The 12548-nt window shown below is 67.5% G+C and carries 13 protein-coding genes; 11 read left to right on the plus strand and 2 right to left on the minus strand.

All coding sequences use genetic code 11. From position 1 onward, the window contains the following. Positions 1–186: 186 nt before the first annotated feature. Both pepN and AC1REK_RS04355 read right to left on the minus strand, forming a co-directional pair. Entirely contained in the window at positions 187–2829 is a 2643-nt protein-coding gene (pepN, locus tag AC1REK_RS04350) for an aminopeptidase N (protein ID WP_492267055.1), read from the minus strand. A gap of 78 nt (positions 2830–2907) precedes the next feature. Beyond that, the gene (locus AC1REK_RS04355; RefSeq protein WP_316019543.1) at positions 2908–4353 is read right to left on the minus strand and encodes a cation diffusion facilitator family transporter; all 1446 of its coding nucleotides are present in this window, start codon (positions 4351–4353) and stop codon (positions 2908–2910) included. A 79-nt stretch (positions 4354–4432) separates the two neighbouring features. Between AC1REK_RS04355 and AC1REK_RS04360 the strand changes: the two genes are divergently transcribed. The 11 genes from AC1REK_RS04360 (at position 4433) to AC1REK_RS04410 (ending at position 12487) form a co-directional block, all read left to right on the plus strand. Then, entirely contained in the window at positions 4433–4882 is a 450-nt protein-coding gene (locus AC1REK_RS04360; RefSeq protein ID WP_316019542.1) for a VOC family protein, read from the plus strand. A gap of 66 nt (positions 4883–4948) precedes the next feature. After that, on the plus strand, positions 4949–5194 hold the full coding sequence (locus AC1REK_RS04365; RefSeq protein ID WP_327520610.1) for a type II toxin-antitoxin system VapB family antitoxin: 246 nt from the start codon (positions 4949–4951) through the stop codon (positions 5192–5194). Further along, a complete protein-coding gene (locus AC1REK_RS04370) occupies positions 5194–5604 on the plus strand; it encodes a type II toxin-antitoxin system VapC family toxin (RefSeq protein ID WP_492267054.1) in 411 nt (136 codons plus the stop codon). The genes AC1REK_RS04365 and AC1REK_RS04370 overlap by 1 nt, the downstream gene beginning before the upstream one ends. A 24-nt stretch (positions 5605–5628) precedes the next feature. After that, positions 5629–6672: an aldose epimerase family protein gene (locus AC1REK_RS04375; protein ID WP_492267053.1), complete on the plus strand. Its 1044-nt coding sequence runs from the start codon at positions 5629–5631 to the stop codon at positions 6670–6672. A 5-nt stretch (positions 6673–6677) separates the two neighbouring features. Continuing rightward, positions 6678–7571, plus strand: coding sequence for a PfkB family carbohydrate kinase (locus AC1REK_RS04380; protein ID WP_492267052.1), 894 nt, complete (start codon positions 6678–6680; stop codon positions 7569–7571). Between the two features lie 114 nt (positions 7572–7685). Next, entirely contained in the window at positions 7686–8534 is an 849-nt protein-coding gene (locus AC1REK_RS04385) for an urease accessory protein UreD (RefSeq protein ID WP_492267051.1), read from the plus strand. A gap of 11 nt (positions 8535–8545) precedes the next feature. Next, a complete protein-coding gene (locus tag AC1REK_RS04390) occupies positions 8546–8872 on the plus strand; it encodes a hypothetical protein (RefSeq protein WP_327520614.1) in 327 nt (108 codons plus the stop codon). Beyond that, positions 8869–9489 carry an urease subunit gamma gene (locus AC1REK_RS04395; protein ID WP_327520615.1) on the plus strand — a complete coding sequence of 207 codons (621 nt, stop codon included), beginning with the start codon at positions 8869–8871 and terminating at the stop codon, positions 9487–9489. Before AC1REK_RS04390 ends, AC1REK_RS04395 begins: the two co-directional genes overlap by 4 nt. A gap of 29 nt (positions 9490–9518) precedes the next feature. Then, complete coding sequence (locus AC1REK_RS04400; RefSeq protein ID WP_492267050.1) at positions 9519–10379, plus strand: DUF1003 domain-containing protein; 861 nt, start codon at positions 9519–9521, stop codon at positions 10377–10379. A 41-nt stretch (positions 10380–10420) separates the two neighbouring features. Next, the gene (gene ureC, locus AC1REK_RS04405) at positions 10421–12157 is read left to right on the plus strand and encodes an urease subunit alpha (RefSeq protein ID WP_492267049.1); all 1737 of its coding nucleotides are present in this window, start codon (positions 10421–10423) and stop codon (positions 12155–12157) included. A gap of 72 nt (positions 12158–12229) precedes the next feature. Beyond that, the gene (locus tag AC1REK_RS04410; RefSeq protein ID WP_492267048.1) at positions 12230–12487 is read left to right on the plus strand and encodes a hypothetical protein; all 258 of its coding nucleotides are present in this window, start codon (positions 12230–12232) and stop codon (positions 12485–12487) included. Positions 12488–12548: the final 61 nt, after the last annotated feature.

The raw sequence follows: 12548 nt of genomic DNA on the forward strand, positions 1-12548 counted from the left end.
GAGACGTGCCGCATCCCCGAATCAGTTTCAGTTGAATCCGGAGGCGGCCTTTTGTCTAGCTTTGAGTTGAGTAGTACACTCACTTTACGCGCTATGGTTGCTTAAAATTGTCGATGAATCCTGTGCGCGTAATGATCCGTTAACCTTTGTGGCAAGCGGCCTCGCAGCCGCCTGCCGGAAGTCGCGTCAGGCCAGCGAGCGAGCCGCGATATCGGCGACGTCGCGCGACAATCCGGGCGTCGCCGCGACCATGGCGAGTGCACTGCGCGCCTTCTCGCGGCGGCCGTCCTCGAGCATGCGCCAGGTCTTGAACGAGCTCAGCAGCCGCGATGCGACCTGCGGATTGGACCGGTCGAGCTCGATCACGATTCCGGCAATGAAGCCGTAGCCGGCGCCGTCGGCGCGGTTGAACTGGGTCAGATTGGCTGCGAGGCCGCCGATCAGCGCCCGCACGCGGTTGGGGTTGCCAAGCGAGAAGGTCGGGCTCGCCATCAGCGCCTTGACCCGGTCTAGCGTGCCCGCCTCGGGGATCAGCGCCTGCGCCATCAGCCATTTGTCGAGGACGAGCGGCTCGCCGGCATAGAGTTCAGAGAAGCGGGCGATCAGCGCCTCGCGCGCCTCACCCGGGATCAGCGTCATGGCGGCGAGCGCAGCGAGCCTGTCGGTCAGGTTGTCCGCCTCGGCGAACTGCGCCTGTGCCAACTTGCTGGCCTCCCCTGGGGTGGCGAGGGCCAGCAGGCCGAGTGCTTCGTTGCGCAGTGCCCGCCGGCCGGCCGGGCCGGCGGCCGGCGAATAGGGGCCGGCCTCGCGCAAGCTGGAATGCAGCTCAGCGAGCGGCTGCGCGAGCGCGATGCCGATGCCGCGCGAGAGTTTGCGGTGCGCGGCGAAGACGGCGTCGGGATCGACGTTGCGGCCGATCTCGCGCGCGATGTCGGCCGGTCCCGGCAGGCGCAGCACCTGTGCGGCAAAGGCGGGGTCGGCAGTGGCGGGGCCGGCGAGAAAAGCCTTCAGCGCTTGCGCCAGCTCGCCAGCCTTGTCGTCGAGTTCAGAGAGGTCGCCGCCCGCGCCGGCGCGCACCAGCGCCCGCGTCGCCACGGTCTGGAACGCCTGCCAGCGATTGAAGGAATCGCTGTCGGCGCTGAACAGGCGCAGCAGCTCGGCGTCGCCGAGGTCGAGTTCGAGCCGCACCGGCGCGGAGAAGCCGCGCAGCAGCGAGGGGGCCGGCGCTTCGCTGAGCCCGGTGAAGGTCACGCTCAGCGAGGGCTCGTCGAGCACGACGACGCCGCCGGCCTTCAGCGCCGGCGAGAGGCTGTTGAGCGGCAGGTCGCCATCCTTGCCGACGAGGCCGAGCGCCACGGGGATGACGACAGGCGCCTTCTCCGTCTGGCCGGGGGTCGGCGGCGTCGACTGGGCGAGGTCGAGCGTGAAGCTCTTCGCTTCGGCGTCATAGCGGCCGCTCGCCACCACGGTCGGCGTTCCGGCCTGCTCGTACCATCTGGCGAAATGGTCGAGGTCCTGGCCCGAGGTCTCGACGAAGCAGTCGAGGAACTCTTCGATCGTCGCCGCCGTGCCGTCGCAGCGCTCGAAATAGAGGTCCATGCCGCGTGCGAAGGCGTCGTCGCCGATCAGCACCTTGAGCATGCGGATCACTTCCGCGCCCTTCTCGTAGACCGTCGGCGTGTAGAAGTTGTTGATCTCCTTATAGGCGCGCGGCCTGACCGGATGGGCGAGGGGGCCCGCATCCTCGGAGAACTGGGTAGAGCGCAGGGTGCGCACATCGGCGATGCGCTTCACCGGCCGCGAGCGCTCGTCGGAGGAGAATTCCTGGTCGCGGAAGACCGTGAGACCCTCTTTCAGGCAGAGCTGGAACCAGTCGCGGCAGGTGATGCGGTTGCCGGTCCAGTTGTGGAAATACTCGTGGGCGATGATCGCCTCGATCGAGATGTAGTCCCCGTCGCTCGCCGTCTGCGGGTCGGCCAGCACGTATTTGTCGTTGAAGATGTTGAGGCCCTTGTTCTCCATCGCGCCCATGTTGAAGTCGGAGACGGCGACGACGTTGAACACGTCGAGATCGTAGTTGCGGCCGAAGACGCGCTCGTCCCAGCGCATGCAGCGCACCAGCGAGTCGAGCGCCCAGCCGGCGCGCCCGGCCTTGCCCGGTTCGACATAGACCGCAAGCTCGACCTTGCGGCCGTCGGCGGTGACATAGGGCTGGCGGACATGGTCGAGCCGGCCGCCGACGATCGCGAAGAGATAGGCGGGCTTGGGGTGCGGGTCATGCCAGACGGCGAAATGGCGCTCGCCGCCGGGAAGCTCGGCCGCGGCAACCAGATTGCCGTTCGCCAGCAGCACCGGCGCCTCGGCCTTCTGCGCCTCGAGCCTGACCGTGTAGACGCTCATCACGTCCGGCCGGTCGAGGAAATAGGTGATCCGGCGGAAGCCGTCGGCCTCGCACTGCGTGCAGTAGACGCCGCTGGAGCGGTAGAGCCCCATCAGCTTGGTGTTGGCGGCAGGGTTGAGCTCGGTCTCGATCCTGAGCGAGAAAGCCCGCTCGGGCGGGGAAGGCAGCGTCAGCGACCGCGGCGTCGCAGTGTAGAGAGCGGGGTCTAGCGGCACGTCGTCCAGCGCGATCGAGCCGAGCGTCAGCTCGTCGCCATCGAGCACCAGCGGCGCGCCGGTGCGGCCCTGCGGGTTCGGCCTGAGCTGAAGCAGGGAGCGCACCCGCGTGCGGCCGGCATCGAGCACGATGTCGAGGTCGACGGTATCGATCAACCAGTCGGACGGGCGGTAATCCTCGAGGCGGATCATCGGGGTATCTTCGGCGCGCATGGCTCGTCCGATCATTGGAAGGCTGGTTGCTTGTCTTACAGGCTGGGCAGCCGATCCGAAAACCGGCCCGCGCCCAGCTTAGTGGTGTCCCGTACTGGCGACCGGCTCGGCATGGCTGACCAGCCGGCAGACATCCGGGCGTGCCTGCCTGACCGCCCGTTCGATCGCGTCGACGGCGTGGTGCACGGCGGCAACGTCGAGTCCGCCCTCGGCTCGGCAGTGATAGTTGACGACGAGGCCGTTGCGGGTCTCGCGCACCCGCACCGAGTGGATGTCGCGGATCGGCCCGCCGGACTCGGCGGCGCGCGCCGCCTCCTGCGCGATCGCCTTGCCGATCGCCTCGACGGTCTCCCAGGCGGCGTTGTGCCCGCTCGGCTGGCTGGTCTCCATCGGCTCGATATGGGTCTCGACCTCGGTCTCGCCGCCGAACTCGGCCCGGATCGCGCTTTCCAGCCGGGTCGCGATGTCATGCGCCTCGGACAGCGGCAGGCCGGCATCGACTTCCATGTCCAGCGAGACGGAGAGGCGCCCCCCGATCGTATGGACGCTGACATGGTGCACCGGCACCTTCATCTTCAGCGCGATCAGCAGGACGCGCTCCAGCGCCGTTTCGTCGTCGACCTGTACCGGATTGGCCGTGACGGTGATTTCGGCATTCGGCTCGGCGGCTGCAAGCGCCGCCAGCAGCTCGGTCTTGATCGCGGTGACGCGGTCGAGCGGCAGCGTGCGCGAGACCAGGATGCCGATCTCGCCCTGGACCTGCCCGCCGGCCGGGCGCAGCTTCAGCCATTCGACGGCGACGATGCCCGGCACCTCTCCGGCAGCCTGCCGCAGCCGCTCCGAGAGCCCCTTGGGCGCGGCGTCGATCAGCGTGTCGATGGTGCGCCGCCCGAGCCGGAAGGCGGTGAGGATCATGTAGAGAGCAAGGCCGAGCGCCGTCGCGCTGTCGGCCATCGGCACGCCCATCCGGGACAGTACGAGGCCGGCGAGCACCAGCGCCGTGCCGACGAAATCGGTGGCGAAATGCGTCGCCTCGGCGGCGAGCGCTTCGCTGCGGGTGTCGCGCGCAACGGTGGTCAGGGCTCGCCAGCGCGTCGCGTCGACCATCAGCGAGAACAGGAGCACGCCGACGACGAGCGCCGTGACCTCGACCGGCGGCTCGGTGCCGGCGCGCAGGCGGTTGATCGCCTCCCAGAGGATCGCGCCCGAGAGCCCGAACAGGATCGCGGTCTCGAGCAGCGCTGCCAGCGCCTCGACCTTGCCATGGCCGTAATGGTGCTCGTCATCGGCCGGCTTGTCGGCGGCGCGCACCGCGAACCAGGTGAACAGCGTCGAGCCGATATCGATCAGCCCCTGCAGCGCGTCTGTCAGAAGCGCGAGCGAGCCCGAGACCAGCGCCGCCGCGAATTTCGCCAGCGTCAGCAGCACGCTGGCGGCGACCGAGAGCGCCGCCGCCCGCTGCTTGATCCGCGACACCTCGGCCGAGGCGGCCGCCGTCGGCATGCGATCCTGCGTGTCGGTCATGGTAAGTCCGCGCGAGCCCTCTTGGCGAATGGCGGGTTTGGCCCGATCTATCGGCCAGATCAACCCTGGGAGAAGAACCGTGAGATATCTCCACACCATGGTGCGCGTCACCGACCTCGATGCCGCACTCGATTTCTACGTGACCAAGTTCGGCCTCGTCGAAACCCGCCGCATGGAGAGCGAGAAGGGGCGTTTCACGCTGGTCTTCCTGGCTGCGCCGGAGGATGCGGCGACGGTCAAGGAGCAGGGCAGCCGCGGCCGCCCGACCCTGGAGCTGACCTATAACTGGGATCCGGAGGTCTACACCGGCGGGCGCAATTTCGGGCACCTCGCCTATGAGGTCGACGACATCTATGCGACCTGCGACAAGCTGATGAAGGCCGGCATCACCATCAACCGGCCGCCGCGGGACGGCAACATGGCCTTCATCCGCTCGCCCGACAACATCTCGATCGAACTGCTGCAGAAGGGCGAGCCCAAGCCGCCGGCCGAGCCGTGGCTGAGCATGCCGAACACCGGAGTCTGGTGAGCGAGCACGCCTGATTGTGGGCTGATATGCTCCCTGATATCATCCAATGATATCAGGGAGGCTCGTATGGGCATACTGGTGCGCGACGAGAAGATTGATCGGCAGGTGCGGGAACTGGCGAGGCTGTCCGGCACCAGCTTACAAGGGGCTATCGGGCTTGCCGTCGAGAATGAGCTCCGGCGGCGTGAAGAGCGTCGCGTGCGGGTCGAGGAAGCGACGCGCAAGGCTCAGGAGATGCTGGCTGGGCACCCCAACGTCGACGACGGCTTGACGCATAAGGAGTTCTTCGATCGCGAATACGGCGACGCGTGATGTTCCTCGATGCGTCCGTGATTCTCGCCAATCTGCTGGAAGAGCCTGAAGCGGTCGCGTTCAGAGCGTCGCTGGCGGACGGGGACGGGCATGCAACCTCTGCCATAGCCATGTTCGAGGCGTCGACGCGGCTTGCCGTGGTCAAGCGCTTGACCATCGACCGAGCTTACGAGGTCGTCTGTGCCTTCATCGATGGTGCCGGGGTGACGGTTATGTCGATCGGCCCGGAAGTGGGAGGCGCAGCCCATGCCTGCGCCGCCCGCTATCATCACCTCTCGGGCCATCCCGCTCGCCTCAACATGGGCGATTGCTTCGCCTATGCGGCCGCGCAAGTCTCCGGTCTGCCGCTCGCCTACAAGGGCAACGATTTCGTCCACACGGATATCTACGGCGTCCGCTTCGGAGCCTGATAGTCCCAGCGGAGCTTTCCGATCTTGACCAAGACCTTCTTCGGCCATCTCGACGACGGAACGCCGATCCACGAGGCGGTTCTGCATTCGCCCGGCGGCGCCGAGGCCAGGGTGATGGAATGGGGCGCCGTGCTGCGCGATCTCGTCGTGCCGCTGCCGGATGGAAGCCGTCAGCGCGTCGTGCTCGGCTTCCCCAACTTCGCGGACTATCCCGCGCATTCGCCGCATATGGGCGCGATCGCCGGGCGTTTCGCCAATCGCATCGGCCATGGCCGCTTCATGCTCGACGGCGTCTCCCATCGCACGCCGCTGAACCAGGGCGGCAAGCATTCGCTGCACGGCGGCGGCCAGGGCTTCGGCAAGCGGCCCTGGACGATGATCCAGCACGACGAGGCGAGCGTGACGCTGGCGCTGGTCTCGGCCGATGGCGATGCAGGCTATCCCGGCACGCTGCGGGTCTGGTGCCGCTATGCGCTGGTCGATGGCGCGACCTTGCGCCTCGAACTTTCGGCCACCACCGATGCGCCGACCATCGTCAATCTCGCCCATCATTCCTATTTCCGGCTCGATGACGGGCCGGACATCCTCGACCATGAGCTTGAGGTCCGCGCCAATCTGACGACGCCCGTTGATGCCGACCTGATCCCCGATGGCTCGCTGGCCGATGTCGCCGGCACGCCTTTCGATTTCCGGAAGACCCGGGCGGTCCGTTTTGCCAACCCGGACGGCAGCCGCTTCTGGTACGACCACAACTTCATCCTGCGCCGCGACCGGCGCGAACAGGCGGCCGGCGGGCTCGAACTCGCCCATGCCGCAACGCTGCGCTCCCGCCGTTCAGGGCTCACCATGGAGGTCTGGACCACCGAGCCGGCGCTGCAGGTCTATGACGGCGCCAAGCTCGCCACCCCGGTGCCGGGGCTGGACGGTGTTGCCTACGGCCCCAATGCCGGGATAGCGCTTGAGCCGCAGCATGTGCCGGATTCGCCGAACCTGCCGCATTTCCCGTCAACGGTGCTGCGGCCGGGCGAGGTCTATCGCCAGCTCAGTGAATTCAGGTTCGGAGTCTGAGCTTCATGGCCGGCGTCTTCTGTCTTGGTATCGCGACGCTGGACTATGTCTACAGCGTCTCGCATGTCCCGAGCCCCGGCGAGAAGGATCGCGCCCGCGATCTCGTCGTCACCGGCGGCGGCTGCGCCGGCAGCGGCTCTGTCGCGGTTTCGCGTTCGGGCGGCAAGGCCTGGCTTGCGACCCGGCTCGGCGACGACCTGACCGGCGACGCGATCCTGGCAGACCTGCACGCCGAGGGCGTCGATACCTCCTATTCGCACCGCTTCGCCGGGTTGCGCTCGCCGGTTTCCTCGATCCTGATCGATGCCCAGGGCGAGCGCATGGTGGTGTCCTATACCGATCCCGCGACGCCGATCGAGCCGGACTGGCTGCCAGCCGCGCTGCCAGCGGGTGCGGACGCGGTGCTGGTCGATACGCGCTGGGGCGAGGGGTCTCTCGCGGCGCTGAAGCTGGCGCGGGCGGCGGGTGTGCCCGGTGTGATCGACGGCGACCGCCAGCCGACCCATCCCGAAATGGTCACCACCGCCAGCCATGTCGCCTATAGCGAGAAGGCGCTGACCGAGGTCTGCGGCGAGGGCGACCCGCGCGAGGCGCTCGCCGGGCTGGCGCAGGGCGCCTCTAACTGGCTCGCCGTCACGCTCGGCCATCGCGGCGTGTTGTTCATGGAAAATGGCGTCATCGCCCATCTGCCGGCCTTCCCGATCGAGGCGGTCGACACGCTCGGCGCGGGCGATGTCTGGCATGGCGCCTTCGCGCTTGCGCTCGCCGAAGGGCAGAGCGAGCGGGCGGCGGTGCGCTTCGCCTCGGCGGTCGCGGCGATCAAGTGCAGCCGCTTCGGTGGCCGCTCCGGCACGCCGAACCGCGAGGAGGTCGAGCGCTTCCTGGCCGCGCATCCCTGATTGCCTGCAGGCTGGGCGGCGCTGCCCGTAATTTGGGCAGAGCCCGGCGGGCTGGCCCTTGCCGGCGAATTCCGGGCACGAAAGACTGCGGCCGTCCGCCAGAGCCGGCCTGCCATGTATGCTCCCGCGCTGCCCTTGCCCGTCGATCCGCTGCTGCCGGCCTATGTCCGGGCCAGCGGCGGCGTCCGCCTGCGCTTTGGCGCGGTCGGCGCGCGCACCATGCGGCTCGAGGTCGCCGAGAGCGGCGGCTATCGCGCCCGTTTCCCGACCAGCCATGACGGCTGTTGTGAGGCCGTGCTGATCAACACCGCCGGCGGCATGGCCGGCGGCGACCGCGCCCGGACGCAGATCGCGCTCGACCCCGGGGCGCAGGCCGTCGTCACCACCCAGGCGGCCGAGAAGATCTATCGCAGCCAGGGCTCCGATACCCATGTCGATACAGAGATCGCCGTCGCGCCGGGGGCCGAGCTCGCCTGGCTGCCGCAGGAGACCATCCTGTTTTCGGGCGCGCAACTGGCACGCAGCCTGAGCGTCGATCTCGCCGCGGATTCGCGCTTCATTGCCTGCGAAACGCTCTATTTCGGCCGTGCCGCCATGGGCGAGACGCTCCTGCATGGCTCGGTGCGGGACCGCTGGCGTATCAGGCGGGAGGGCCGGCTGGTCTTTGCCGAGAATCTGCGTCTCGAAGGCGCGATCGAGGAGACCTTGCGCCGCAAGGCGGTCGGGCAGGGCGCGCGCGCCGTCTCGACGGTGCTCGCGACGGAACCCGGACGGCTGGACGAGATCAGGGCATTCCTGGCCGAGGAAACCGTCTTCTCAGAGGTCGAGGCGGCGGCCGGCGCGCATGAAGGCTTCCTCCTGATCCGTCTCCTCGGCGGCGATGCTCAGGCCCTGCGTCGCGCCCTCGTCATGCTGCTCGGGCATCTGACCCGGCGTGCGCTGCCGCGCACCTGGTCAATCTGAGGAGTTGCAGCATGCTGCCGATCCAGGGTCTGAAATGCGTCTATGATACCGGCTCCCGCGGCTGGGCGATCGAGCTCGCGCTGAAGGCGGAAGACGAGGTTCTATCCCGCCGCTTCGACGTCGACGGTCCCGAGGATGCCGAGATGCTGATCGAGGCTTTCGAGGAATCGACCTCTAGCAGCTTCGATCCGGAGAGCGGCGAGATCGTCTTCGCCTATGAATACGCCTCGCTCGACGAGGTGGACGAGGACGAGCTGGAAGACGACGCCGAGGAGTCCGAGGACGAGGACTCCGAGGACGACGAAGACGAGGAAGAGGCAGAGAAGGCCAACGCATGAATCTGACGCCGCGCGAGAAGGACAAGCTGCTCATCGCCATGGCTGCCATCGTGGCGAGGCGCAGGCTCGAGCGCGGCGTCAAGCTGAACCATCCCGAAGCCGTCGCGCTGATCACCGACTTCGTCGTCGAGGGCGCGCGCGACGGCAGATCCGTCGCCGAGCTGATGGAGGCCGGCGCGCATGTCCTCAGCGCCGATCAGGTCATGGACGGCATTGCCGAGATGCTGCACGACGTCCAGGTCGAGGCGACCTTTCCCGACGGCACCAAGCTCGTCACCGTGCACGAGCCGATCCGCGGTTCCGCCGGCCGCCTGAAGCCGGGCGAGGTCACCACCCTGCCGGGGGATCTCATCCTCAACGAGGGCCGCGAGAGCCTGACGCTGAGCGTCGCGAACACCGGCGACCGGCCGATCCAGGTCGGCTCGCATTATCACTTCTTCGAGGCCAATCCGGCGCTCGCCTTCGAGCGTGAGCGGGCGCGGGGCTTTCGGCTCGACATTCCCGCCGGCACGGCGGTGCGCTTCGAACCCGGCCAGACCCGCGAGGTCAGGCTGGTCGCGCTCGCCGGCAAGCGCGAGGTCTATGGCTTCCGCCAGGAGGTGATGGGTAAGCTGTAGCTGCGCAAAGCGAATGGCGGAGCCGGCCGATGACCGAAGCAGCAGGCGTGCAGCCCTCCCATCTTCCTGCGAACGGCAAAAAGAAATACGGCATCTGCGCGATCTCCGGCGCCGAGACGCCGCGCAAGAACCTGGTCTCCCTGGAGACGCTGCGCCCCTCGCTGACCGAGCGCATCCTCGCCGACTTTCCGCAACTGACCGAGCACAGCCTGATCAGCAAGGCCGAACTCGCGCGCTATCGCACCCGCTATGTTGAGGAGATCCTGCGCGAGGAGCACGGCGAATACTCCGATCTCGACCGCGAGGTCGTCGAGAGCATCGCGCGCCAGGATACGATCGCAAGCGACACCGACGACGAGTTCAACGAGAAGCGCAGCTTCGGCGAGCGGCTCTCGGACGGGCTCGCCAGTTTCGGCGGCTCCTGGGCCTTCCTGATCAGCTTCGCCGTCGTTCTGGTGGTCTGGATGCTGATCAATATCGCAGAGGGGCCGGGCGCCTTCGACGCCTATCCCTTCATCCTGCTCAATCTCGTCCTGTCCTGCCTCGCCGCGATCCAGGCCCCGATCATCATGATGAGCCAGAAGCGTCAGGAGCAGAAGGACCGCGCCCGCTCCTCCAACGACTATCAGGTCAATCTCAAGGCCGAACTCGAGATCCGGCACCTGCACGAGAAGATCGACCATCTGATCACCCGGCAATGGCAGCGCCTGGCCGAGATCCAGCAGGTCCAGCTCGAGATGATGCAGGAGACGCAGCGCGACCAGGCCCGCAAGCTCGCCAAGGCCGCGGCAGGCAAGCGCAAGGGCCCCCGCAAGCCCAGGAACAGTGAACCAAAGACCGGCGAGACCGGGAATGGCGAGCCGCCCGGGCCGGGGACGGCTTCGGCCTGAGAATTGCCAGAGACATCGCAGGACCAGATCGGGAACCGACCATGCCCTTCGCCTTTCCGCGCAATGCCTATGCCGCCATGTTCGGCCCGACCACCGGCGACACGGTCCGGCTCGGCGATACCGAGCTCGTGATCAGGGTCGAAAAGGACTTCACCACCTATGGCGAGGAGGTGAAGTTCGGTGGCGGCAAGGTCATCCGCGACGGCATGGGCCAGAGCCAGGTGCGCAATGCCGACGGGGCTGTCGATACCGTCATCACCAATGCGCTGATCCTCGACCACTGGGGGATTGTGAAGGCCGATATCGGCATCCGGGCCGGCCGCATCTGCGCCATCGGCAAGGCCGGCAATCCCGACATCCAGGACGGTTTCGGCAATTTTGCCCCGGAGGAGACGATTATCGTCGGGCCCGGCACCGAGGTGATCGCCGGCGAGGGCAAGATCGTTACCGCCGGCGGCTTCGACAGCCATATCCACTATATCTGCCCGCAGCAGATCGAGGATGCGCTGATGAGCGGGCTGACCACGATGCTGGGGGGCGGCACCGGACCGGCCCATGGCACGCTGGCGACGACCTGCACGCCCGGCCCCTGGCATCTCGGCCAGATGATCCGCGCCGCCGACGCCTTCCCGATGAACCTCGCCTTCGCCGGCAAGGGCAATGCCGCCGTGCCGGGCGCCCTGATCGAGATGGTCGAGGCCGGCGCCTGCGCCCTCAAGCTGCATGAGGACTGGGGCACGACCCCGGGCGCGATCGACAACTGCCTTTCGGTCGCCGACGAATACGACGTCCAGGTGATGATCCACTCCGACACGCTGAACGAGTCGGGCTTCGTCGAGGACACGATCAAGGCCTTCAAGGGACGCACCATCCACGCCTTCCACACGGAGGGCGCGGGCGGCGGCCATGCGCCGGACATCATGAAGGTCGCGGGGCTGCCCAATGTCCTGCCTTCGTCGACCAATCCGACGCGGCCCTTCACCGTCAACACGCTCGACGAGCATCTCGACATGCTGATGGTCTGCCATCACCTGTCGCCCTCGATCCCCGAGGACCTCGCCTTCGCCGAGAGCCGCATCCGCAAGGAGACGATCGCCGCCGAGGACATCCTGCACGATCTCGGCGCGCTCTCGATGATGTCCTCGGATTCGCAGGCCATGGGCCGCATCGGCGAGGTCGTGACCCGCACCTGGCAGACCGCCCACAAGATGAAGGTCCAGCGCGGGCCGCTGCCGGAGGATGCCGGCACCGGAGCCGACAATTTCCGCGCCAAGCGCTATGTCGCGAAATACACGATCAACCCGGCGATTTCGCACGGTATCTCGCGCCATATCGGCTCGGTCGAGATCGGCAAGCTCGCCGACCTGGTGGTCTGGTCGCCGGCCTTCTTCGGCGCCAAGCCCGACCTCGTGCTGAAGGGGGGCATGATCGCCGCTGCGCCGATGGGTGACCCCAACGCCTCGATCCCGACGCCGCAGCCGGTGCATTACCGGCCGATGTTCGGCGCCTTCGGCAAGGCCGTCAGCACGACCTCGCTGGTCTTCGTCTCGCAGGCGGCGATGGCGAACGGGCTCAGGGGCCGGCTCGGCACGGACAAGGAGATGGTCGCCGTCGAGAACACCCGCGGCGGCATCTCCAAGAAGAGCATGATCCATAACGATGCCACGCCCGATATCCGGATCGACCCGGAGACCTATGCCGTGGTGGCGGATGGCGAATTGCTGGTCTGCGAGCCCGCCAAGGAGCTGCCGCTGGCCCAGCGCTACTTCCTGTTCTGAGCTTGCGCCTCCGCGCGGAACCTCATCGCCGGCCTGCACGTTTGCCTCCCGTCGCAACAATGGGAGGTTGCCATGGCCAAATCCAAACCCGCGGGTCCGAAGGGCCAGCAGCCCGAGGCGCTCGCCACCTTCGCCGCCAGTGCCCGCAATGACGGGAGCAAGCCCAAGGAAATCGGCCTGGAGGCGACGAAGGCGACAGCGCCTCTGAAGACGTCGCCGGCGCTGAAGCAGGATGCCGCCACCAAGGTTCTGCGCGAAGGCGTGCTCGGCAGGAAGCAGGGTGCAGACGCGGCGATCGACAAGCTTCCCGATCGCACGCGGCGGCGCTGACCGGGGCGCGAGCCGGCGCGGTTGACAGGGCTGGGCTCTTGGCCTTCATCTCGCCGGCTAA

It is taken from the genome of Allobosea sp. GW823-FHT02B03 (genome assembly GCF_058797755.1).